Raw genomic sequence first — 23,547 nt, forward strand, 5'->3', positions numbered from 1 at the left:
CATGACGAAGCGAGACAGGATTCGCCTCTTTTCACGTGACTAGTGGGGATGGGCGCGTTTTTCTGCGTCGGTGACTTCGCTTTCAAACCGGGCCAGCTCCTGGCGTTTACAGGCAAGCCAGGCGTCGCTGAACGGCGCGCCCAGTTGCTCCTGTAACCACTTCGCCTCCTGAAAACGCGCCAGCGCGTCCGGCCAGAAAAGCGGCAGGGCGGGCAGCTCCGCGATTGCGCCTGGTTCGGGCAGCGTTAACGGACGATCAAGGCCATAAAGAATGCCCGCGAGGGCCGCCGCCGCCACGAGATACGGGTTGGCGTCGGCGCTGGCGAGCCGGTATTCGATGCGCTGAGACGCCGGGGACGCGCAGGGCAGGCGCAGAGCCGCCGAGCGATCGTTGTAACCCCACGATGAAAACAGCGGTTCGTTCAGGCTCTTTCGCAGCCGCCGGAAGGCGTTGGCGCCAGGCGTGACCAGCGCGACGCTTGCGGGCATCAGCGCCAGCAGGCCGCTCAGACTGCGGCGCATCATCACGTTCGGGTTTCCCGCGTCACTGGCGAACAGATTATTGCCCTGCGCGTCGTTCAGGCTGATATGAATGTGCAGGCCGCTGCCGGCCAGCGCTGCTCGCGGTTTGGCCATAAAGCTTGCCCGGTAGCCCTGTTTTTCCGCCACCTGATGCACCAGCCGTCGCGCCGCCAGCACCCGATCGCACATCTCCACCACGCGCGGGGTGTGCGGAAAATTGAGTTCGAACTGGCCCGCTTGCGCTTCCGCCACAATGCCGCAGACAGGCAATCCCTGACGCCGCGCCTCGGTTTCCATCGCCTCCAGCAGCGCGCTGTCGCGCTCTGGCATGTCGATATCAAAACAGCGTGATGACGGCGGCGCGCCGTCCACCGCCTGCAAATAAAACTCCACTTCCGGGGCTATCACCGGGTAGAGGCCGCGCGCGTGAAACTGCGCCAGAAGGCGCTCCAGCACAACGCGCGGCTCCAGCGCGCAGCCTGCGCCGTCCGGCTCCTGCATGGCGAGCAGCAACTGGGCGTGATGCGCTGGATCGCTTGCACAAGGGCGCAGCGTACCGCTGACCGGCAGGCAGAGCCTGTCCGGCTCGCGCTGCGCGAGGGCGCTTTCAACGACATGCCCTTCCATATCCATGGCGTAGACCGACAGCGGAAAATAGCAGCCCTGGGCGAGCGAGCGCAGGCTCTCAGCGCTGATGCGCTTGCCGCGCCGACAGCCGTTCAGATCGTGCAGATAAATATCGACATGGCGGGTATGCGGATATTCCCGCAGGTAAGCATCGGCTTCCTGGCGAAAGGACATAAGTGCGCCCTGCGGCGTGCCCGCCAGCATCCAAGTATTCAGCAATGTAGAAAACATAATCGGTTCCTGACCAGAAGGCGCTGCGGTCGGGCTCGGGGTTTTAAACCAGGGAGTGAGTGCAAAGGAGAACATAGGTCACGCTTCTTGTGGGCCGCTCGGGCGATGGTCAAAGGCTAGCGCTTTCCAGCGTGCAGCGGCGTAAAAATCCCGTAAAAAGAAAGGGCTGGCGTATAAAAATGGCGTTTATTCGGTGTGGGATGAAGGGGTTATAGAGGTCAATGAAAGAGGAGTAACAAACGAATGTAGTGAGAGTCGATAGTCTGTTTTATCGCCAGTCGTTAACGTTGCGGCCTGTCAGAGGAAGCACATACGGAGCGCACTTCCTGACCGGGTAAGGAGTCACAACACGAGACGGTAACGATCGCGATGCGTTTTTTATTAATGATACTTTTTTATTGTACCTCACTGCTTGCAGCGCCGGCGTTCAGCGCCGTACTGCCTGCGTCCTGGCATTATCACGATGATGATAATGACTATTCCTGGCACCTCACAGAGACGGCACCGCCGCACCCGCTGCTTAAACGCGCGCTGTTAAACCGCTACGTGAGCTGGAAAGGCACCCGCTATCACTTTGGCGGTACGACCCGCCACGGCGTTGATTGCTCGGCGCTGATGCAGCATCTGTTTGCCGAATCGGCGAGCGTATCGCTGCCGCGCACCACCTTGCAGCAACTTAAAAAGGGCACAGCGGTAAGAAAAACGGCGCTGCAACCGGGCGATCTGGTGTTTTTCAGTACCGGCCCGCAACAGCGCCATGTGGGAGTGTATATCGGCGATAATCAGTTTATTCACGCCTCGAAAGAGAAAGGCGTGACCATCTCCAGCCTCACTAACGAATACTGGCGCGCGCGTTATCTCGCCGCGCGCCACGTAGTGTAATGGCCTACCCCGGCAGCCGGGTTTTCGGACGGCCCGGGCCAAGCAGCACGGCGAGCTTACTGCCGCCGTGCGTGGTTTCCATCCAGATCTTACAGACGCTGGTGAGCGGCACCGACAACAGCATGCCGACCGGCCCAAGTAACCACCCCCAGAACAGCAGCGAGAGGAACACCACCATTGTGGACATCCCGAGGCGGTGGCCCATCATGCGCGGCTCGACGATATTGCCCAGAATCATATGCACCAGCGAGAACAGCACCCCCACCATCACCACTTCATACACGCCATTAAACAGCAGCGCCTGGATCATGGGCGGGATTGCCGAGAGCACCGCGCCGATATTGGGAATGTAGTTGAGCAGAAACCCGAGCACGCCCCACATCAGCGCGAACTGGATATCGAGCAGCGTCAGGCCGAGCCAGATAATGACGCCGGTCCACAGGCTGATGAGCGTTTTCAGCGCCAGATAGTGGCTGACGCCTTTTAACGCACGGTGCAGCCCGGCGATATGCAGTTGCGGATTTGAGAGCGCAAAGCGCAGCTTATAAGGCACGTGGCGCACTTCAAACAGCATAAAAACGACGGTCATCACCAGCAGCACGACGCTTGCCATCGCGCCGGAGAGTTGCGTCATCAGCGTCGTGGCGAAGGTCATCATCTTGTCGGAATCCATGCGTTGCAGCATACGCTCCGGCGAAAGATGCAGGTGCATAAACGGCACCATTTCCTGAAGATGCAGCAGTTTTCGCGTCAGTTCCTTATTATATTTCGGCATTAACGCGACAAATTCATTAAACGACGCCGCCAGCACGCCCAGCAGCAGCGTCAGGCCTATCAGCATCACAAACACGACGATAGTAATCGCGACAGGGCGGCGAAAACCGCGGCGCATAAACCAGGTCACCAGCGGGTTGAGCACAATCGCCAGAAACAGCGCCAGCAGAAGCGGGACAATCATATCCGCGGCGGCGTGAATACCGGCCAGAATAATCACCAGCGCCGCCAGCTTTTGCAGCATATGCAGGCCGACTTTATCTTGTTGAGGTTGGGGTCGTTGTGGACCAATCATAACCAATTCCTTTGATGAGGGCTTTCTTAGTGTAGTGTGCAATGGGCATTGCGCCGCAGGGAGGAAGTCTGAAACGCGGGCGTTTCCGTTGAAGGAAATTTCAGGTTTATACTGACGCTACCGCTGTTGCCAAAAAAGTGAAATGTCATGCCGGATGTAAGCGCCGAACCCGCATTAAGCGGCTTACGGCTGAATCTGAAAATCGTCTCTATCGTTATCTTCAATTTCGCTACCTTTCTGACCATCGGCCTGCCGCTCGCGGTACTGCCGGGCTATGTCCATGATGTGATGGGGTTTAGCCCGTTCTGGGCGGGGCTGGTTATCAGCCTTCAGTATATCGCCACGCTGATAAGCCGTCCTCATGCGGGGCGCTATGCCGATCTCTGGGGGCCGAAAACCGTGGTGATCGTCGGGATGTCCGGCTGTCTGCTGAGCGGCGCGAGCTATTTTCTGGCGTGGTGGGGGGCCGGCGCGCCGATGGTGTCGCTGGCGCTGTTGTGTCTCGGGCGCGTGGTGCTGGGCTTTGGGCAGAGCTGCGCGGGAACCGGCTCGACGCTCTGGGGCGTCGGCGTGGTCGGCTCGACGCACATCGGCAAAGTGATCTCCTGGAACGGCGTGGTCACCTACGGCGCGATGGCCGTGGGCGCGCCGCTCGGCGCGCTGCTGTACCGCCACGGCGGCCTGCCGCTGGTGGCGGGCGTCATTATGGGCGTCGCGCTGCTTGGCATTGTGTTAGCGCTGCCGCGTCCGGCCGTGAAGGCGAGTAAGGGAAAACCGCTGCCGTTTCGCGCGGTGCTCGGCAAGGTCTGGCCGTTCGGCATGGCGCTGGCGCTCACCACTTCCGGCTTTGGGGTAATCGCCACGTTTATTACGCTGTTCTATCAGGCGAAAGGCTGGGACGGCGCGGCGTTCGCCCTGACGCTGTTCAGCGGCGCGTTTGTCGGCACACGCTTGTTATTCCCTAACGCGATTAACCGGCTGGGCGGCATTAACGTGACGCTTATCTGCGGCGTGGTGGAAACGGTCGGGTTGCTGATGGTTGGGCTGGCGGTGGAGCCGTGGATGGCGAAAGCAGGGACGTTTCTCGCAGGCGCAGGGTTCTCGCTGGTTTTCCCGGCGCTTGGCGTCGTGGCGGTGAAAGCGGTGCCGCAGAGTAATCAGGGCGCGGCGCTCGCCACTTATACGCTGTTTATGGATCTGTCTCTTGGGATAACCGGCCCGGCGGCGGGCGTGCTGATGGCCTGGGCGGGCGTACCGGCGATTTATCTGGCGGCGGCGGGGCTGGTGCTGCTCGCCATTCTCTTAAGCGTACAGCTAAAAAAACGGCCCGCCCCGTAAAGGGCAGGCCGCGTTTTAAGCGTCATTTTTACTGCGGATTACTTCACAACGATGGTGTTGATGATGTTCTCTGCGGTGCTCTGCGCCTGCTGCTGGTTATCGGCAGGCAGCGTGATTTGCAGGGTCAGCAGTTTGTCATCGACATTGCCCAGCACCACGGATGAGTAAGCGGTCTGGCCTTTGGCAGAGATGACGGTGTCGAGCTGCTGCATCTTCTGGCCTTTGATTTCAATCGCTTTATTGGTCACGACCTGCAGTTGCGGGTCGCGGGCGCGCTGCTGATCTTCCAGACGCTTCGCCAGCACTGCCAGCGATTCCTGGCTTTTCTCGCCGACGATAACGATCACGGCTTTCTGGCCGGTCTGATCGGAGTAGACATGCATGTTGTTCGCCTGGGTGCCCACTTTACCGCTCTGATCGGTCATATCCGACGGCAGGGAGAAGCTGAGTTTACCGTCCAGCAGGCTGACCGGCTGGCCGGAAGCTTCGCTCTGTGAGGCACCGGCGCTGGCCGGCGCGTTGCTGTCTTTGTTATCGCAGGCGGCAAGCCCCATCACCAGCAGGCCAATACCGACATATTTCACCAGATTGCGCATTCACTTATTCCTTTACAAGAGACGGTCAACACGACCCATCCCTGCATCTTAACACAAGAAATTCCGTGAACCTTTAACCGCGCTGCAGCACGTGGAAATCGGATTTATCCGCCAGCTTTTTCAACAGCATATTCAGCAGTACGCCGTACATCGGCAGGAAGAACACCAGGCTGATAAGCACCTTGAAGGTGTAGTCCACCAGCGCGATTTCCATCCAGTGTTCGGCCATGAACGGGTCCGGGCTGCGCCAGAAGGCGATAAAGAAGAACGACAGCGTATCGCTGACGTTGCCGAGCAACAGCGACGCGCCCGGCGCCAGCCACCAGCGCGGGCTTTGGCGCAGGCGGTTAAACACATGCACGTCGAGGATCTGCCCGAGCGCATAGGCCATAAAGCTGGCGGTCGCGATGCGCGCGACGAACAGATTGAAGTGCGACAGCGCGTCAAACCCTTGCCAGCTCCCCATATAAAACAGCGAGGAGATCACATAGGAGACCACCAGCGCTGGCACCATCACGGCGAAAATAATGCGACGAGCCAGCGGCGCGCCAAAAATGCGTACGGTCAGATCGGTGGCGAGGAAAATAAACGGAAAGCTAAACGCGCCCCAGGTGGTGTGAAAACCAAAAATGGAGACGGGCAGCTGCACCAGATAGTTGCTGGAGGTGATCACCAGCAAATGAAACAACGAAAGCCAGACGAGCGCGTTGCGGCGCTGACCAGGAGTAAAGGGCGTCATATTGTGACCTTTTTGTTAGTTGGGGTGAGGGAACCCAGTTCATCTTCATGCTAAGGCAGACGCAGCGCGTTTGCGCAAAAGCCGCCGCATAATACTGCTTTGTCTCGCCAATGCAATGGTTAATTTTAACGCAATCGTTCACATGAGTTGCGTCACAAAAAACGGGGGGTAAACTAAGGCGGTTTTTGACAACGCCGAGAGAAGCATGACCGAACTGTTCGCCAACCCTGACCACACCCTGGACGCCCTCGGGCTGCGCTGCCCTGAGCCGGTAATGATGGTGCGTAAAACCGTGCGTAATATGCAGCCCGGCGAAACGCTGCTGATCGTGGCCGATGATCCGGCGACGACGCGCGATATTCCTGGATTCTGCCGCTTTATGGAACACGAGCTGGTAGCCTCGCAAACTGAAACGCTGCCGTATCGTTATCTGCTGCGTAAAAATCAATAATTCCTGCCGTAAGCCGCGCGCATGCGGCTTTCTGAACTCACGTCACATTCTTTTTAAACCTTTGTTTCAAAGTTGTTGCTTTTGTGAGGCGCTTCACCCTGCCTTTACAGGACGTCGTCTAGTTTATAACCGACAAATCAAAACACCGTTTTATAACTAGCCTGTCCTTATCCTCTGGAGCGACCCGATGAAAAAGCGATTTATCCCGGCGCTGGCCGGTCTTTGCCTCTCCACCGCGTCACTGCTGTTTGCGCCCGCTCTCCATGCGCAAGTGATTAAAGCGGCCGATGTTCACCCGCAGGGCTACCCGAACGTCGTCGCCGTGCAAAACATGGGTGAAAAGTTAAAACAACAAACCAACGGCGAGCTGGAAATTAAAACCTTTCCGGGCGGCGTGCTGGGCGATGAAAAGCAGATGATAGAGCAGGCGCAGATGGGCGCAATCGACATGATCCGCGTTTCAATGGCACCGGTTGCCGCGATTTTGCCGGAGATCGAGGTTTTTACGCTGCCTTACGTGTTTCGTGACGAAGACCATATGCACAAGGTCATCGATGGCGATATCGGCAAACAAATCGGCGATAAACTCACCAGCAACCCGAAATCGCGGCTGGTCTTTTTAGGCTGGATGGACTCCGGCACCCGCAATTTGATCACCAAAAATCCGGTCGTGAAGCCGGACGATCTCAAGGGCATGAAAATTCGCGTACAGGGTAGCCCGGTCGCTATCGGCACGCTGAAAGCGATGGGCGCGAACGCCGTGGCGATGGGCGTGAGCGAAGTCTACAGCGGCCTGCAAACCGGCGTTATCGACGGTGCGGAAAACAACCCGCCGACTTACATTGCGCACAACTACCTGCCGGTCGCGAAGCACTACACCCTGAGCGGCCACTTCATCATCCCCGAAATGCTGCTCTACTCGAAAGTGAAATGGGACAAGCTAAAACCTGAGCAGCAACAGAAAATCCTGACGCTCGCCCGCGAGGCGCAAATGGAACAGCGTGAGCTGTGGAATGCCTATAACAAACAGGCGCTCGACAAAATGAAAGCGGGCGGCGTGCAGTTCCACGACATCGATAAAGCGTTTTTCGTTAACGCGACCGCGCCGGTGCGCGACCAGTATGGCGCGAAGCATCAGGATCTGATGAAAGCCATCGCCGACGTCAAATAACGTCTAACGCCGGGCTGGCCCCGGCGCCTCATCCTCTGCGGAGTATTTATGTCCCGATTCTTTCTGGTCTGGATGGATCGCCTGTACCTGCTCGCCATGATGGTGGCCGGGTTCGCGCTGTTGATCATGACGGTCGTGATCCCGATAGGGATTTTCTCGCGTTACGTGCTCAACCGGGGTGAGTCCTGGCCTGAGCCGGTCGCCATTATCTGTATGGTGACGTTTACCTTTATCGGCGCGGCAGTGGGCTACCGCGCAGGCTCGCATATTGCGGTGAACATGCTGACCGATCGTCTGCCGCCGTTTGCGCAGCGGGTCTGCGCTCGTGTGGTCGATCTGCTGATGCTCATCATTTCCGTGGTGATGTTTTACTACAGCGCCCTGTTGTGTATGGAGCTGTGGGAACAGCCCGTCGCGGAATTTCCGGTGCTTACATCAGGAGAAAGTTATCTGCCGCTGCCCATCGGCTCGGCGGTGATGATTCTGTTCGTCATCGAGCGGCTGCTGTGGGGTTCTCAGGAGAACCGCCCGGTCGTGCTCATTGGCAACCATAGCTAGCGGGGAACGTTATGGACGCATTTATCTTACTGGCCACGCTGGCGGTGCTGCTGGCGCTCGGAATGCCGGTCGCTTTCGCGGTGGGCCTGAGCGCCATCGTGGGCGCGCTCTGGATAGATCTGCCGCTGGAGGCGCTGATGATCCAGATAACCAGCGGCGTTAACAAATTTACGCTACTGGCGATCCCGTTTTTTATCCTGGCGGGCGCGATTATGGCTGAAGGCGGCATCGCCCGACGGCTGGTGAACTTCGCCTATCTGTTTGTGGGGTTTATCCGCGGCGGGCTGTCGCTGGTAAATATTGTCGCCTCGACGTTTTTCGGCGCGATTTCCGGCTCGTCGGTGGCGGATACCGCATCTATCGGCAGCGTGATGATCCCGGAGATGGAAAAGAAAGGCTACCCGCGCGAATACGCCGCGGCGGTCACGGCGAGTGGCTCGGTGCAGGCGATTCTTATTCCGCCCAGCCATAACTCGGTTATCTATTCGCTGGCGGCGGGCGGCACCGTCTCTATCGCGACGCTGTTTATCGCGGGCGTGTTGCCGGGGCTGCTGCTGGGACTGAGCCTGATGATTCTTTGCATCGCCTTCGCCCGGCGGCGCGGCTACCCGAAAGGCGAGCGGATCCCGCTCAGGCAGGCGCTGAAAATTTTCATGGATGCGCTGTGGGGGCTGATGACGGTCGTGATTATCCTGGGCGGCATTCTGACCGGCGTGTTTACCGCGACGGAATCGGCGGCGGTGGCGTGCCTGTGGGCGTTTTTCGTGACGATGTTTATCTATCGCGATTACCAATGGAGCGAACTGCCGAAGCTGATGTTCCGCACCGTGAAAACGGTGACGATCGTGATGATCTTAATCGGGTTTGCGGCGGCGTTCGGCGCGGTAATGACCTATATGCAACTGCCGACGAGAATTACGGAATTCTTCACGACGCTGTCGGATAACAAATATGTCATCCTGATGTACCTCAACATTATGCTGCTGTTGATTGGCACGCTGATGGACATGGCGCCGATCATTTTGATCCTGACGCCGGTGCTGTTGCCGGTCGCTAACCAGCTCGGTATTGATCCGGTGCATTTCGGGATGATCATGATGGTGAATCTTGGGATCGGGCTGATTACGCCGCCGGTGGGTTCGGTGCTGTTTGTGGCGAGCGCCGTCAGTAAGAAGAATATCGAAACCGTGGTGCGCGCCATGCTGCCGTTTTATGGGGTGTTGCTTATTGTGCTGGCGATGGTGACTTACATTCCGGCCATTTCGCTCTGGCTGCCGCGGGTGTTAGGGATGATGTCAGGGCGGTGGCGGGTGTTGAGGTGGCGGGTGCACTTCGTTTACCCGCCCTACGAGTATTCCGGCCGCTGTAATGTAGGGTGGGTAAGCGAAGCGCACCCACCCTGTTCCATGTTCCCCGTCAGCACGTAGGGTGGGTAAGCGCATTTGAGGTGGCGGGTGCACGTTGTTTACCCGCCCTACGAGTATTCCGGCCGCTGTAATGTAGGGTGGGTAAGCGCAGCGCACCCACCGTATCAACCCTCCGCCCTGAACGTAGGGTGGGTAAGCGAAGCGTACCCACCCTGTTTCATATTCCCCGTCAGCCGCGTTTACGCAACAGCCTTAACGCATTGGCGGTCACCAGCACCGTCGCACCCGTATCGGCCAACACGGCCAGCCACAGGCCGGTCAACCCGAGCAGCGTCGTCACCAGGAAAACGGCCTTTAACCCCAGCGCAATCGCGATGTTCTGACGAATATTACGGTGCGTGGCGCGGGCAAGCGCGATCATCTCCGGCAGCGCCGCCAGCCGGTTGTGCGTCAGCGCCGCGTCGGCGGCCTCCAGCGCCACATCGGTGCCGCTGCCCATCGCAATGCCGATGGTCGCGGCTTTCATCGCAGGCGCGTCGTTAATACCGTCGCCGACCACCGCCAGCGGCGCGCGGGCGTTAAGCGCATTGACCGCTGTCACCTTATCCGCAGGCAGCAGCCCGGCGCGATATTCCATACCTAACTCTGCGGCAATTGCCGCCGCCGCGCGCGGGTTATCGCCGGTCAGCATCACACTCCCCACGCCGAGCGCCCGGAGTTTCTCCACCGCGTCGCGTGCGTCGGCGCGCTGCGTATCGCGAAGCGCCAGCGTGCCGAGAAGCCGATCGCTTGCGGTCACCACGATCACCGTCTGGCCCTGCGCTTCCTGCGCTCGGATGCGCGCCTGCCAGTCCGCCGGAAGCGCAATGGACACCTTATCCGGCGCGCTGATGCGAAGCAGGCGGCCCTCCACCTGCGCTTCAACACCCGCTCCCGCCAGCGTGCGCTGCGCACCGGCGCGAAGCGTCGCCACGCCGCGCGTGGTCGCCTCGCGCACCACCGCCTGCGCCAGCGGATGCGTGCTGCCCTGCTCAACGGCTGCGGCGTAAGCCAGCAGCGCTTCCGCTTCCAGTCCGTCGACCGGATCGATTGCCGTGACTTGCGGCGTGCCCGCCGTCAGCGTGCCGGTTTTATCAAAAGCAATTTGCTCAACGCGCCCCAGCGCTTCCAGCGCGGCACCGCCTTTAATCAGCGCGCCAAAGCGCGTGGCGGCGGCAAGGCCTGATGTGATCGCCGCTGGCGTCGAGATCACCAGCGCGCACGGGCAACCAATCAGCAGCAGCGCCAGCGCTTTGTAAATCCACGGCAGCCAGGGCGCGGCAAACAGCAATGGCGGAATAAGCGCCGTCAACACCGCCGCCGCCATAATGACCGGGGTATAGATGCGGCTGAAGCGATCGATAAAGCGCTCAATCGGCGCGCGTTTCGATTCCGCCTCTTCAATCAGATGCAGAATGCGGTCAATGGCGCTGTCGCCGGGACGCGACGTGACTTCGAGCGACACCAGACGATCGACGCTGGTCGCGCCAGCAGGGACTTTTTCGCCCGGCTGGCGCTCAACCGGCAGCGATTCGCCAGTCAGCGCGCTCTCATCGAAACTCGCCGCCGCGGCGAGCAGTTTGCCGTCTGCCGGAAGCCTGCCGCCTGCGGCCACTTCAATCACATCGCCGGGCTGAAGCTCGCTTATCGCTACGGTTTCGCGCGCCTCGCCGCGCAGGCGCACCGCCGTTTCCGGGCGTAACGCCACCAGCGCGCTGACGCCGCTGCGCGCACGATTCGCCGCCCATCCTTCCAGCCGCTCGCCGACTAAAAAGAGCAGCAGCACCATCGCCGCTTCTTCACTGGCCCCGATAATCAGCGCGCCGGTGGCGGCCACGCTCATCAGTGTTTCGATGGCGAACGGGTTGCCGCTGCGGATAAGACGCCATGCCTGACGCGCGACCGGGAACAGCCCGACCAGCGTGGTGACGGTGAACGCGATGCGTCCCGCCAGCGGATGCACCTGCTCCAGCGCCCAGCTTAGCGCCATAAAGACGGCGATAGCGATAATCGGCAGGTTTTCACGTAAGCCGGAAGGCGTCGCGGGCGCGGCGGTATTGGCCTCGCGCAGTGTATAACCGGCGGCGCGTACCGCCTGTTCAATTGCCTCGCGCTGTGAGGCGGGGGCGTCCACCACCAGTTTTTCGGTCGCGAATAATACCTGAACCTGACGCACCTCCGGCACCTGACGCACGGCGTTCTCCACTTTGCGGGCGCAGGCGGCGCAGTCCATACCGGCGACCTGCCAGCGTAGCGCGCCTGCGGCTTCCTGCACCGGTTGCGGGTTTTCGCAAGAGTCGCTTTCGCAACAGGCTGCTTTGCTGATGGCCGGTTTTTGCGGTGCTGAAATCGGCGTCATTTTCGCGAACTGCGGCGTCGCGCGAGGCTTTTCAGAAGGGATGCGCATAGCGTCCTCCGGTAATGATAATTTTCTCATTACCAGAGCTTACACTCTGGAGTCGACTCCAGAGTCAAGGAGATTGTGGGCGGAATTTCACCGCCCGTCGTGGTTGTTTACAGGTACAGCGAGCGGACAATCATAAAGTGGCCCGCGAAATAGCAGGCGGCGGCGATGGCGCTGTCGGCAGTAAAGCGCTTACGGTAGTGGCTGCCGAGCCAGACGACCGCGTTCAGCAGCAGCAGCACCGCGCCGACGAAGCCGGAGAAGCTGGTGTCGGTCGGGCGGAAGAAATAGAGCTCGCCCGCAAGCCACACCATTACCAGCGTCATGCCGATATAGGTACAAATCGGCCAGCGGAGATCGCCAAGGCGCGTCCAGATGGTCGCGATCAGCGCCGCGCCTATCACCAGCAGCGCCAGCGGCAACGGCCAGAAAAAGGAGAGCGTCATCTGGCTCGCGAACCAGACGGTATAAAGCAGGTGCGACAGGAAAAACGCCCCGAAGGCGTACAGCAACTGCTGGCGCGGCAGCAGCGTCAACGCATCACCCGCGAGCGTCGCCACCAGGCCTGCCAGCACCAGATAGCCTGTGGGGCTCGCGAGCGGTGCCTGCCAGCCGAGCAGCAGTAACAGCAGCAGCGTTAAAGGTTTAAAGATCCAGCGTTGCCAGGTGGCACCGCGGTAAGATGCATCGACATACAGCCAACCGGATAAAAAGACAGCAATAAACGACCAAAGCATGATAAGTCCCTGATTCAGTTATTGTAACGTGCGCATACCGCGCACGGCCCTTGATTTCAGTCTAGTGGTCAGACGGGCGAGATGACAACGCCTGGCGCTGCGGGGTATTCTTAAAAAGAGTTGAGCCGCCGGGATCTGTCATGAGTAAGCCACCGCTTTTTTTCATTATTATCATCGCGTTAATCATCGCGGCCGCTTCATTTCGCTATGTGCAGCAGCGGCGCGAGAAAACAGAAAATGACGCGGCCCCGGTCACGCAGCAAGACGTAGTAGTGGCCAGCAAGCGGGAAAAACCCGTAAACGGGCGGCGTTCGCGGGAGCAGCAGGTCGCGCCGCCTGCGCAAACCATGCGGTATGAGGCGACGTTTCGCCCACAGGAAGGCGGGGCGGAGATGCGGTTTCGGCTGGATGAGGCCCATTACCACCAGTTGACGGTGGGCGATGAGGGCCAGCTGGTGTATCAGGGAACGCGGTTTCTGGAGTTTGTTCCTGCGCCCGCGCGTTAAGGCGGCACGGCGGGTGCGCTTCGCTTACCCGCCCTGGGAAATTACCTGCCGCGTTTGTTAGCGCGGCTTCTTCTGATTTTTCTGCCAGGCGATCAGCTCAAACACACCGAAGATAAAAATACGCGCCTGCTGGAAACGGCTTAACGGCGGGGCGTCTTTCGGCTGCGTGGCGCGCAGCAGCGATAATTGCAGAATATGCATGATTATCATGAAAAATAGCGCCACGTTGACGAAAATATTCAGCGGGCGCGGGAACGGCTGGATCATGTTCAGCAGCAGAAAGCCCCACACGCCCAGCATCAGCAGGCGTCCCAGATTAATCAGCATTTTGCTCTCCTTGTGATTCGCGCAGATAAAGCCGGTACGCCACCTGGCCCGCCACTTTCTCGCGATGCAGTTGCCAGCTTGCAGGCACCGGCGGCAGGCCGTTTTCTACTTCGCTTTCAACGTAAATCAGCGCCTGAGGCGCCAGCCAGCCGCGCGTCTCCAGCAGGTTCAGCGTCTCTTCCAGCAGCCCTTTACGAAACGGCGGATCGACAAACACGATGTCGTGCGGCTCGCCGGTCTGGTTCAGAAAATTAAGTGTGTTAGTGTTCACTACCTTTGCTGCGCTGGATTTGAGCGTAGCAAGGTTTTTCTGAAGCTGCTGCGCGACGCCGCGTTCCATCTCTAAAAGCGTGGCGTCGGCGGCGTAGCGGGAGAGCGCCTCCAGGCCCAGCGCGCCGCTGCCGGCGAAGCAGTCCAGACAGCGCGCGCCCACCAGATACGGCGCCAGCCAGTTAAATAAGGTTTCGCGCACGCGGTCGGTGGTGGGGCGCAGACCGGGGCTGTCAGGCACCGGCAGTTTTCTGCCGCGCCACTGTCCGCCAATAATGCGGATCTGGCCGCTACCCGAGGAGGTTGGTTTCTTCATTATGCTCACACGCTTTTCTGTTCAGGCTGCTATTCTAGCGGCGCAAACGGGCGGGCGAAACCTCCGTGCGGCGGTATGCCGCCCCGGCGGGAAAGTGGTAGACTCACTTATTCATTCGCAATTTTTTCAGTACCCTGAGCCAGACGACGGGACTGCGCCATGTATTAACCGCGAGGAGTGCATTCGCCAATGGCAAAAGAGAAGAAACGTGGCTTTTTTTCCTGGCTGGGTTTTGGCCAGAAAGAGCAGGCAGAAACGGAAGCCGAACAACAAGAACAACACGTAACAGAACAACCCGCGGCGACAGAAGCGCGCGTTGAGCCTGACTCGCAGACGCAAACGACCGCGCAGGAGACCACGCACTCCCTGGCCGAGTCTGAAAAATTCGCCGATGACGTCGTGGCCGTCAGCGAAAGCGTGGTGCATGAAGAAAAAGAGGCCGCGCAGCCGGAAACTGTCGAGACGTCGGTTGAGGCAGAGCCGGAAGCCGTAAAACCAACGGCTGCGCAAGCGGAAGAGTGGCTGCCGGAGCAGGAAGAAAACCGCGCGCCGGTAGCGCTTGCGCCTGAAGTTGTCGCTGAGCCACAGCCAGAAGCGGCCCCGGAAACGATCGTTGAAGAAGACGTCATTGAAGATGCGGCTGTTGAAGAAAAAGCCGTCGAGCCTGCGGTGGAAACGCCGCACGATGCACACGAGATTGCTGAAGATGCGCCGATTAGCGAAGAAGAATTAGTCGCGCTGGCGGCTGACCCGGAAGCGGCGCTGGAAACCGAGCCGGAAGAGGAAGAAACCGCGCCGGTTGCAGAGCAGGAAAAACCCACTAAAGAGGGTTTCTTCGCGCGCCTTAAACGCAGCCTGCTGAAAACCAAAGAAAATCTCGGTTCCGGATTTATCAGTCTGTTCCGCGGCAAAAAAATCGACGACGATCTGTTCGAGGAGCTCGAAGAGCAGTTGCTGATTGCTGATGTGGGCGTGGACACCACGCGTAAAATTATCGCCAATCTCACCGAAGGCGCGAGCCGCAAGCAGTTGCGCGATGCCGAGGCGCTCTACGGCCTGTTGAAAGAAGAGATGGGCGAGATCCTGGCGAAAGTGGACGAGCCGCTGAATGTCGAAGGCAAAACGCCGTTTGTTATCCTGATGGTTGGCGTCAACGGCGTGGGTAAAACTACCACCATCGGTAAACTGGCGCGTCAGTTTGAGCAACAGGGCAAATCGGTGATGCTGGCGGCGGGCGATACCTTCCGTGCGGCCGCGGTGGAGCAGCTCCAGGTCTGGGGCCAGCGCAATAACATTCCGGTTATCGCGCAGCACACCGGCGCGGATTCCGCCTCCGTGATTTTCGACGCCATCCAGGCGGCGAAAGCGCGCGGCGTAGATGTGCTGATTGCCGATACCGCCGGGCGTTTGCAAAATAAATCGCACCTGATGGAAGAGCTGAAAAAAATCGTCCGCGTGATGAAAAAGCTCGACGAGAACGCGCCGCATGAAGTGATGCTGACTATCGACGCCAGCACCGGGCAGAACGCCGTCAGCCAGGCGAAGCTGTTCCACGAGGCGGTAGGGCTGACCGGGATTACGCTCACCAAGCTTGACGGCACCGCCAAAGGCGGCGTGATCTTCTCGGTGGCCGATCAGTTTGGTATTCCGATTCGCTACATTGGTGTGGGCGAACGTATTGAAGATTTGCGTCCGTTTAACGCGGGCGACTTTATTGAGGCACTTTTTGCCCGAGAGGATTAACCATGATTCGCTTTGAACATGTCAGCAAAGCCTATCTCGGTGGGAGACAAGCGCTGCAGGGGGTGACGTTCCACCTGCGGCCAGGCGAGATGTCATTTCTTACCGGCCACTCCGGCGCCGGTAAGAGTACGCTGCTGAAGCTGATTTGCGGTATCGAACGGCCGAGCGCCGGGAAAATCTGGTTTGGCGGCCACGAGATAAGCCGTCTGAAAAACCGTGAAGTGCCGTTCCTGCGTCGTCAGATCGGCATGATTTTCCAGGATCACCATCTGCTGATGGACAGAACGGTCTACGATAATGTGGCGATCCCGCTGATTATCGCGGGCGCCAGCGGCGAAGATATTCGCCGTCGCGTATCGGCGGCGCTGGATAAGGTCGGTCTGCTGGACAAAGCGAAAAACTTCCCGATTCAGCTTTCTGGCGGTGAACAGCAGCGCGTGGGCATCGCCCGCGCGGTGGTCAATAAACCTGCCGTATTGCTGGCGGATGAACCGACGGGCAACCTGGATGACGCCCTCTCGGAAGGCATTCTGCGTCTTTTCGAAGAATTTAACCGCGTCGGGGTGACGGTATTAATGGCGACGCACGACACCGGGCTTATCTCACGGCGCAGCTACCCGGTGCTCACCCTGAGCGAAGGGCATTTGCATGGAGGCCGTGTTGGTGAATAAACGTGACGCGCTGAATGAAATCCGGCGCTTTAGCAACAAACTGGATAATTTCCGTAAACAGCGTTCTTCCGGTGAAACAGGACGGCCTGTGCAGAAGCGAAATAAAGGCTCCAACACCAAAGGCAAATCGCGTCAGGGCGGCATCAATGAACAGGTGCGTTACGCCTGGCAGGGCGCGCTTGCCGATTTGAAAAGCAAACCGCTCGCCACGTTTTTAACGGTGATGGTAATTGCCATTTCGCTGACGCTGCCGAGCGTCTGCTACATGGTTTATAAGAACGTCAGCGAGGCGGCGACGCAGTATTACCCGTCGCCGCAGATTACGGTCTATCTCGATAAAACGCTCGACGATAACGCCGCGCAGCAGGTGGTGGGGCAGCTCCAGGCCGAGCCGGGCGTGGCGAAGGTCAATTACCTCTCGCGTGACGAGGCGCTTGGCGAATTCCGCAACTGGTCGGGCTTTGGCGGCGCGCTGGATATGCTGGAAGAAAACCCGCTGCCAGCGGTAGTGGTGGTCGAGCCGAAGCTCGATTTCCAGAGCAGCGAAGCGCTCAACACGCTGCGTGACCGCGTGGCAAGGCTTCAGGGCGTTGACGAAGTGCGCATGGATGACAGCTGGTTCGCGCGGCTGTCGGCGCTCACCGGGCTGGTCGGGCGCGTCGCGGCGATGATAGGCGTACTGATGGTCGCGGCCGTGTTCCTGGTTATCGGCAACAGCGTGCGCCTGAGCATTTTTGCGCGCCGTGACACCATCAACGTGCAGAAACTCATTGGCGCGACGGATGGTTTTATCCTGCGTCCCTTCCTGTACGGCGGCGCGCTGCTCGGGTTTACCGGCGCATTACTTTCACTGATTCTGTCAGAAATTCTGGTGATGCGGCTATCCGCCGCGGTGACGGATGTGGCGAAAGTTTTCGGCACCACCTTTGAAATCAGCGGGTTATCCTTCGATGAGTGTCTGTTGCTGCTGCTGGTCTGTTCGATGATCGGCTGGGCGGCCGCCTGGCTTGCCACCGTGCAACATTTACGTCACTTTACCCCCGAGTAAAAAATATTTGTTATAATCATCCCCTGCTACGAGTTCCCGTCAGCAGGGGATGCGTACCGTGAACTTCTGCTTCTCCTGCCCACGCTTTTTCATAGCAATGTCACATTTTGTGCGTAATTTATTCACAAGCCTTACGTGAACTTGTGGATAAATTCACGGTCTGATAAAAGAGTGGCTGATATTCTCGTTGCTCAAACATGCTGGCCCGTTTGTTGCCTGATGGGGACGAACGCCAGTCCGATGTCGATTGAGAGGATTTGAATGACCAAAGAAATGCAAACTTTAGCTTTAGCCCCGGTCGGTAACCTGGATTCCTATATCCGGGCGGCCAACGCCTGGCCGATGTTGTCGGCAGACGAAGAGCGGGAACTGGCTGAAAAGCTGCATTACCAGGGCGATCTGGAAGCAGCGAAAAAGCTGATCCTGTCTCACCTGCGTTTTGTTGTTCATATCGCTCGTAACTACGCGGGCTATGGCCTGCCGCAGGCGGACCTGATCCAGGAAGGCAACATCGGCCTGATGAAAGCGGTGCGTCGCTTCAATCCGGAAGTGGGCGTGCGTCTGGTTTCCTTCGCCGTGCACTGGATCAAAGCTGAAATTCACGAATATGTGCTGCGTAACTGGCGCATCGTGAAAGTCGCCACCACCAAAGCGCAGCGTAAGCTGTTCTTTAACCTGCGTAAAACCAAGCAGCGTCTGGGCTGGTTTAACCAGGACGAAGTGGAAATGGTGGCCCGCGAGCTGGGCGTTTCCAGCAAAGACGTGCGTGAAATGGAATCGCGTATGGCCGCGCAGGACATGACCTTTGACATGTCCCCGGACGATGACGCGGGTGACAGCCAGCCGATGGCTCCGGTGCTGTTCCTTCAGGATAAGTCTTCTAACTTTGCCGACGGCATTGAGGATGACAACTGGGAAGAACACGCCGCCGACAAACTGACCGACGCCATGCAGGGTCTCGACGAGCGCAGCCAGCAGATCATTCGCGCGCGCTGGCTGGATGAAGACAACAAAAGCACGTTGCAGGAACTGGCCAACCGCTACGGCGTCTCAGCCGAACGCGTGCGTCAGCTTGAAAAAAATGCGATGAAAAAGCTGCGTGCCGCGATAGAAGCGTAAGCCGCGTCAGCCTGATGACACACCCCGCCTTAAGCGGGGTGTTTTGTTTTATACGCGGCGTAAAAGCGCCGGATAAGCCGCTTCAATACATGCCAGCAGCGCTTTAAATGCGCCCTCCATTTTCTCCTCCGCCACGCAGGCGAATCCCATCAGCAGGCCGCGACGCCGGTTTTCCGTCAGGTAATAGCGCGACAGCGGGCGCACCAGAATATCGCGCGCGTTGGCAAGACGGGCTATCTCCACATCGTCCGCGTCATCCGGCAGATTCAGCACCAGATGCAGCCCGGCGTTATCGCTGAAATCCGACAGCGCCTCCGGCCCCAGATAGCGCGTAATCAGCGTTGTCAGACACGCTCTGCGACGGCCATACAGCAGCCGCATCCGCCGGATGTGGGCACTGTAATGCCCGGCCTCGATAAACTCCGCCAGTGCCGCCTGGATAATCGAATGGCCGCCGCGATAAAGCTCGGCATGCGCGGTTTTCATCTCGTGCGCCAGCGCGCGCGGCAGCACCACATAGCCGATGCGCAGGCCCGGATAGAGCGTTTTGCTGAAGGTGCCGATGTAAATCACCGGCGGGTCCGCAACCAGCCCCTGCAATGCCGGGATCGGCTGGCCGGAAAAGCGAAATTCGCTGTCGTAGTCGTCTTCCACGATCCAGCTGCCGGTCTGGCGCGCCAGCGTTAACAGGCGCTGACGCCGCTCAAGGCTCATGACCGCGCCCAGCGGATACTGGTGCGACGGCGTGACGAAAATCAGCCGCGGCGGTGTTCCGGCGCTCTCCGGCGGCACCATGCCCGCGCGGTCGACCGTCACCGGCGTAATGTTTACCTCATTCATCTGCAACACATGGCGGATGCCCCAGTACGAGGGCTCTTCCACCCACGCCGTATCACCGCCGTCGCACAGCATACGCGCCACCAGGTCGATAGCCTGATGAATGCCCTCGGTGATCAACACCTGATCCGCCGTGCAGTGAACCGATCGCGACACCCGCAGATAATCCACCAGCGCGCGCTGTAGCTCCGGCGTGCCGCCCTGACAGCTGTAGGTGAGGCGCTGCGGGCTGGGGCGGCGGCTGATCCGCGCCTGAATTTTGCTGAAAAGCTGATGCGGAAAGGCATGTACGTCCGGCACGCCGGGGATAAACGCGCCCCACTGTTTGGGGCTGGCGCTGACCTGCCCGAGCAGCGTTTTCCCGCGCGAAGAGAACCCCGCATGCGCAACGCGATCGTGCTGCCCCTGTGCCACCGGCGGCGCAGATAACAGGCTGTCCGGCAGCATTCCGGCGACGAACGTGCCGCTGCCGGCGCGAGAGGTCACATATCCTTCTGCGAGCAATTGTTCATAAACTGTTAACACTGTGTTGCGAGAAAGGCCGAGCTGTTGCGCGAGATCCCGCGAGGCGGGCAGACGGCTTTGCGCAGGCAGGCTGCCGTCAAGGATAGTCAGGCGCAGCGCGTTATAAAGCCGCTTATGCAGGCGTTCATCGCGTTGTTCGCCGAGGCGAAGCAATAAGAGATCGGACACTAAAGAATGCAATTGGATCCCTCATTTATTCGAAACTGGTACTCGATTATAGGGCCATAGCCTGGGTAAATAAACGTCACTGTTTCAGGTTTGTTGCTAAAAAGTGACGTTTATCAGCAGGAGAATGCGGGTGAAAAATTCAGAATTGAACCAACGTCGTCAGAGCGCCACCCCACGTGGCGTCGGTGTCATGTGCGGCTTCTATGCCGAAAAAGCCGACAACGCCACCCTGTGGGACGTGGAAGGCAACGAGATTATCGACTTCGCAGCGGGGATTGCGGTGCTGAACACCGGCCATCGCCATCCGCGCGTGGTGGAGGCCATCGAAAACCAGCTGCGCGCCTTTACGCACACGGCGTACCAGATAGTCCCTTACGAAAGCTATGTGGCGCTTGCGGAGCGCATCAACGCCTGCGCGCCGATTGACGGCCCGGCGAAAACCGCGTTCTTCACCACCGGCGCGGAAGCGGTGGAAAACGCCGTGAAAATCGCGCGCGCGTATACCCGTCGCCCTGGCTTAATCACTTTTGGCGGCGGCTTTCACGGGCGCACGTTTATGACGATGGCGCTCACCGGCAAAGTGGCACCGTACAAAATCGGCTTCGGCCCGTTCCCGGGCTCGGTGTTCCACGCGCAATACCCGAACGCGCTGCACGGCGTGTCGGTGGATGACGCGATGGCAAGCCTGGAGCGTATTTTCAAAGCCGATATCGCGCCGGATCAGGTCGCGGCCATCGTGCTGGAGCCGGTACAGGGCGAAGGCGGTTTCAACGTCGCGCCGCCGGCGTTTATGGAGGCCCTGCGCGCGCTGTGCGACGAGCACGGCATTCTGCTGATTGCCGATGAAGTGCAGAGCGGCTTTGCGCGCACCGGCAAACTGTTCGCGATGGAGCATTACGGCGTGAAGCCGGATCTGCTGACGATGGCGAAAAGCCTTGCGGGCGGGATGCCGCTCTCGGGCGTGGTCGGGCGCGCGGAAGTGATGGACGCGCCTGCGCCGGGCGGCCTTGGCGGCACCTACGCCGGTAACCCGCTGGCGGTGGCGGCGGCGCACGCGGTGCTGGATGTGATTGAGCAGGAAAATCTCTGCCAGCGCGCGAACGAGCTGGGCCAGCATTTACAGGAAGTGCTCAACCAGGCACGCACCTACTGCCCGGCGATTGCCGAAGTTCGCGGGCAGGGCTCGATGGTGGCGGTAGAGTTTAACGATCCGCAGACCGGCAAGCCGTCGCCTGAGTTTACGCAGCAGGTGCTGACGCGCGCCCGTGAAGAGGGGCTGCTGCTGCTGAGCTGTGGTGTTTACGGCAACGTTATCCGTTTCCTTTACCCGCTGACCATTCCGGATGCGCAGTTCAGCAAGGCGCTGGAGATCCTCTCCCGCGCGCTGGGGCGCTAAATCTGGGGCTTAAACGGCGGGTGCGCACGGCTTACCCGCCCTACATAAAAGCACAGCCCCTGGCCCGTAGGGCGGGTAAGCGCAGCGCACCCGCCATGTGAGGCAAAAAACAGCCCGTAGGGTGGGTAAGCGCAGCGCACCCACCGAAACAGACCGTAGGGTGGGTAAGCGCAGCGCACCCACCGTGCAAGGCAGTCCGTAGGGTGGGTAAACGCAGCGCACCCACCATGTAAGGCAGAACAAACCCTGCCACAAAACGAACAGGAATTACCCCGAGGGCGCCCTCCTTATGGCCTGGCCGCCGCGCAGCAGCGGGCCATAACGGCGCGTCTTTGGGGTGACCTGCGAAGGAGCGCGCTTCGGGAGGCTGACAGGCCCGAAGCTTAAATATCTCACTTGCTAACACAACAACACACCGTGAACACAACCGCTTCCGGTGGTGATAGCCGCCGGATATTTAAGGAAGAACTATGTCTGAAAACACCACTTCCGCCTCACTGTGGGCGTCCCGAGAGCGGGCAGCGTCATCCCCTAAATCCCTGAGCTTCGTTGAAGGCGTCGCGATGATCGTCGGCACCAACATCGGCGCGGGCGTACTCTCCATCGCCTATGCCTCCAGCAAAGCGGGCTTTATGCCGCTTCTCTTCTGGCTCGCCCTTGTCGGCGTATTGACCACTATCACCATGCTGTATGTCGCGGAAGCGACGCTACGCACCCGCGCGCATTTACAGTTAAGCGGCCTCGCCGGGCGCTATGTCGGGCGCATCGGCGCCTGGCTGATGTTCGCGTCGGTGTGCGTTAACAGCGTCGGCGCGCTCACCGCCTACATGACCGGCAGCGGCAAACTGCTCAGCTCGCTTATCGGCGTCTCGCCCGCCATCGGCAGCCTGATTTTCTTTATTCCGGCGGCGGGCATTCTCTGGCTCGGGCTGAAGGCTATCGGGCGCGGCGAGAAATTTATCAGTATCGGCATGGTGGTGATGATTGCGGTGCTGGTAGTCGCCACGCTTTTGCATGAATCGACACAGATGCAATGGCTGCTGGATGGCGACTGGCGCTACATGGTGCCGGTATTTAACGTCACCGCCTTCTGCTTCGCGGCGCAGTACATTGTGCCGGAGATGGCGCGCGGGTTTGCTGATAAACCCGAAAAGCTGCCGAAAGCGATTATCGTCGGGATGGTGATTACCTTTACGCTGCTGGCGCTGGTGCCGCTGTCGGTTATCGCGCTGAGCGGGCTTGATAACATCTCTGAAGTGGCGACCATCTCCTGGGGCCGGGCGCTCGGCGAGTGGGCGTTCTTTTCCGCCAATATTTTCGCGCTGTGCGCGATGCTCACGTCTTACTGGGGGCTTGGTGGCAGTTTCCTGACCAATATCTTCGACAAATTCCGTCTCGGCGACGACGCGCAGCCGCTTAAACGCCTCGGCGTGCTGGCGGTCGTGGCGCTGCCACCGTTCGCGCTGGCCTACAGCGGGCTGGTCTCTTTTGTGAACGCGCTCTACTTTGCGGGCGTCTTCAGCGGCGTGATCCTCTCCATTATGCCTATTCTTATTTTGCGCGGCGCGCGCCGTCGCGGGGAGATAACGCCCCGCTGGCAGTGTAGCTGGAGCACGCATCCGCTCATCCAGGGGCTGATCGTGCTGCTCTATATTGCCAGTGCGGTTTACGCGGTGCTCTCCGCCTTCGGTTATCTGCCCGCAGGCTGGTAAAACCCGATAACCCGCCGCGTGACAGGCGCGGCGGACGTTTTTTCGCCACTTCCCACCATAATTGACGTGAAAAATAGTGATTCCAAATTCATAAAAATGGGGTATGTTTTTAGCCGAGTATGCTGCTTTTTGCCGGGCGGCAGGGCTTAAAACTAATATTAAATGCTGCGCTGATAAG

The 23,547-nt window shown here is 59.3% G+C and carries 21 protein-coding genes and 1 pseudogene; 13 read left to right on the plus strand and 9 right to left on the minus strand.

From position 1 onward, the window contains the following. Nucleotides 1–39: 39 nt before the first annotated feature. Complete coding sequence (locus tag CSK29544_RS05745) at nt 40–1,455, minus strand: glutamine synthetase family protein (RefSeq protein WP_075199979.1); 1,416 nt, start codon at nt 1,453–1,455, stop codon at nt 40–42. 294 nt (nt 1,456–1,749) lie between these two features. Here CSK29544_RS05745 and CSK29544_RS05750 point away from each other — a divergent pair, with 294 nt between their 5' ends. Beyond that, nucleotides 1,750–2,262, plus strand: a complete 513-nt coding sequence (locus CSK29544_RS05750; protein WP_029039090.1) for an NlpC/P60 family protein — start codon at nt 1,750–1,752, stop codon at nt 2,260–2,262. A 4-nt stretch (nt 2,263–2,266) separates the two neighbouring features. On the opposite strand, the gene CSK29544_RS05755 is transcribed toward CSK29544_RS05750, so the two are convergent. Next, complete coding sequence (locus CSK29544_RS05755) at nt 2,267–3,331, minus strand: AI-2E family transporter (RefSeq protein WP_014727870.1); 1,065 nt, start codon at nt 3,329–3,331, stop codon at nt 2,267–2,269. A 147-nt stretch (nt 3,332–3,478) separates the two neighbouring features. Between CSK29544_RS05755 and CSK29544_RS05760 the strand changes: the two genes are divergently transcribed. After that, on the plus strand, nt 3,479–4,669 hold the full coding sequence (locus CSK29544_RS05760; RefSeq protein ID WP_007899942.1) for an MFS transporter: 1,191 nt from the start codon (nt 3,479–3,481) through the stop codon (nt 4,667–4,669). Nucleotides 4,670–4,707: 38 nt separating this feature from the next. Here the strand turns inward: CSK29544_RS05760 and CSK29544_RS05765 are convergent, their stop codons facing one another. Next, the gene (locus CSK29544_RS05765; RefSeq protein ID WP_007899941.1) at nt 4,708–5,265 is read right to left on the minus strand and encodes a DcrB family lipoprotein; all 558 of its coding nucleotides are present in this window, start codon (nt 5,263–5,265) and stop codon (nt 4,708–4,710) included. A gap of 73 nt (nt 5,266–5,338) precedes the next feature. Continuing rightward, complete coding sequence (locus CSK29544_RS05770) at nt 5,339–6,004, minus strand: 7-cyano-7-deazaguanine/7-aminomethyl-7-deazaguanine transporter (protein ID WP_007899940.1); 666 nt, start codon at nt 6,002–6,004, stop codon at nt 5,339–5,341. Between the two features lie 205 nt (nt 6,005–6,209). Here CSK29544_RS05770 and tusA point away from each other — a divergent pair, with 205 nt between their 5' ends. From tusA to CSK29544_RS05790, 4 genes and pseudogenes are all read left to right on the plus strand, one after another. Next, nucleotides 6,210–6,455: a sulfurtransferase TusA gene (tusA, locus tag CSK29544_RS05775; protein WP_007899939.1), complete on the plus strand. Its 246-nt coding sequence runs from the start codon at nt 6,210–6,212 to the stop codon at nt 6,453–6,455. A 187-nt stretch (nt 6,456–6,642) separates the two neighbouring features. Beyond that, nucleotides 6,643–7,626, plus strand: a complete 984-nt coding sequence (locus tag CSK29544_RS05780; RefSeq protein ID WP_007871738.1) for a TRAP transporter substrate-binding protein — start codon at nt 6,643–6,645, stop codon at nt 7,624–7,626. Between the two features lie 48 nt (nt 7,627–7,674). Then, the gene (locus CSK29544_RS05785) at nt 7,675–8,184 is read left to right on the plus strand and encodes a TRAP transporter small permease (RefSeq protein ID WP_007899938.1); all 510 of its coding nucleotides are present in this window, start codon (nt 7,675–7,677) and stop codon (nt 8,182–8,184) included. An 11-nt stretch (nt 8,185–8,195) separates the two neighbouring features. Then, nucleotides 8,196–9,485, plus strand: a pseudogene (locus CSK29544_RS05790) (TRAP transporter large permease); the annotation flags it as partial. 295 nt (nt 9,486–9,780) lie between these two features. Here the strand turns inward: CSK29544_RS05790 and zntA are convergent. Together zntA and CSK29544_RS05800 are read right to left on the minus strand one after the other, a co-directional pair. Continuing rightward, complete coding sequence (gene zntA, locus CSK29544_RS05795) at nt 9,781–11,997, minus strand: Zn(II)/Cd(II)/Pb(II) translocating P-type ATPase ZntA (RefSeq protein WP_007899933.1); 2,217 nt, start codon at nt 11,995–11,997, stop codon at nt 9,781–9,783. 107 nt (nt 11,998–12,104) lie between these two features. Next, nucleotides 12,105–12,731, minus strand: a complete 627-nt coding sequence (locus CSK29544_RS05800; RefSeq protein WP_004384836.1) for a lysoplasmalogenase — start codon at nt 12,729–12,731, stop codon at nt 12,105–12,107. A 140-nt stretch (nt 12,732–12,871) separates the two neighbouring features. Between CSK29544_RS05800 and CSK29544_RS05805 the strand changes: the two genes are divergently transcribed. Beyond that, nucleotides 12,872–13,237 carry a DUF2500 domain-containing protein gene (locus CSK29544_RS05805; protein ID WP_007899908.1) on the plus strand — a complete coding sequence of 122 codons (366 nt, stop codon included), beginning with the start codon at nt 12,872–12,874 and terminating at the stop codon, nt 13,235–13,237. 57 nt (nt 13,238–13,294) lie between these two features. Here the strand turns inward: CSK29544_RS05805 and CSK29544_RS05810 are convergent, their stop codons facing one another. Continuing rightward, nucleotides 13,295–13,564 carry a DUF1145 family protein gene (locus tag CSK29544_RS05810; protein WP_007899903.1) on the minus strand — a complete coding sequence of 90 codons (270 nt, stop codon included), beginning with the start codon at nt 13,562–13,564 and terminating at the stop codon, nt 13,295–13,297. Next, nucleotides 13,554–14,150 carry a 16S rRNA (guanine(966)-N(2))-methyltransferase gene (gene rsmD, locus CSK29544_RS05815; RefSeq protein WP_007899901.1) on the minus strand — a complete coding sequence of 199 codons (597 nt, stop codon included), beginning with the start codon at nt 14,148–14,150 and terminating at the stop codon, nt 13,554–13,556. The genes CSK29544_RS05810 and rsmD overlap by 11 nt, the downstream gene beginning before the upstream one ends. A gap of 189 nt (nt 14,151–14,339) precedes the next feature. On the opposite strand from rsmD, the gene ftsY reads away from it, so the two are divergent. The 4 genes from ftsY to rpoH all read left to right on the plus strand — a co-directional run bounded on the left by ftsY (nt 14,340) and on the right by rpoH (nt 18,731). Then, nucleotides 14,340–15,893, plus strand: coding sequence for a signal recognition particle-docking protein FtsY (gene ftsY, locus CSK29544_RS05820; protein WP_029039089.1), 1,554 nt, complete (start codon nt 14,340–14,342; stop codon nt 15,891–15,893). Nucleotides 15,894–15,895: 2 nt separating this feature from the next. Next, nucleotides 15,896–16,564, plus strand: coding sequence for a cell division ATP-binding protein FtsE (ftsE, locus tag CSK29544_RS05825; RefSeq protein ID WP_004384842.1), 669 nt, complete (start codon nt 15,896–15,898; stop codon nt 16,562–16,564). Further along, nucleotides 16,557–17,612 (plus strand): permease-like cell division protein FtsX, encoded by a 1,056-nt coding sequence (ftsX, locus tag CSK29544_RS05830; RefSeq protein WP_007899897.1) that lies wholly within the window; start codon nt 16,557–16,559, stop codon nt 17,610–17,612. The genes ftsE and ftsX overlap by 8 nt, the downstream gene beginning before the upstream one ends. 261 nt (nt 17,613–17,873) lie before the next feature. Beyond that, on the plus strand, nt 17,874–18,731 hold the full coding sequence (gene rpoH / locus CSK29544_RS05835) for an RNA polymerase sigma factor RpoH (RefSeq protein WP_007899894.1): 858 nt from the start codon (nt 17,874–17,876) through the stop codon (nt 18,729–18,731). Nucleotides 18,732–18,779: 48 nt separating this feature from the next. On the opposite strand, the gene pdxR is transcribed toward rpoH, so the two are convergent. Then, nucleotides 18,780–20,273, minus strand: coding sequence for a MocR-like pyridoxine biosynthesis transcription factor PdxR (gene pdxR / locus CSK29544_RS05840; protein WP_029039088.1), 1,494 nt, complete (start codon nt 20,271–20,273; stop codon nt 18,780–18,782). 118 nt (nt 20,274–20,391) lie between these two features. Between pdxR and CSK29544_RS05845 the strand changes: the two genes are divergently transcribed. Beyond that, nucleotides 20,392–21,657 carry a 4-aminobutyrate--2-oxoglutarate transaminase gene (locus CSK29544_RS05845; RefSeq protein ID WP_015387162.1) on the plus strand — a complete coding sequence of 422 codons (1,266 nt, stop codon included), beginning with the start codon at nt 20,392–20,394 and terminating at the stop codon, nt 21,655–21,657. Nucleotides 21,658–22,127: 470 nt separating this feature from the next. Then, nucleotides 22,128–23,369, plus strand: a complete 1,242-nt coding sequence (locus CSK29544_RS05850) for an aromatic amino acid transport family protein (RefSeq protein ID WP_007899887.1) — start codon at nt 22,128–22,130, stop codon at nt 23,367–23,369. Nucleotides 23,370–23,547: the final 178 nt, after the last annotated feature.

The organism is Cronobacter sakazakii, from assembly GCF_000982825.1.
GTDB lineage: Bacteria > Pseudomonadota > Gammaproteobacteria > Enterobacterales > Enterobacteriaceae > Cronobacter > Cronobacter sakazakii.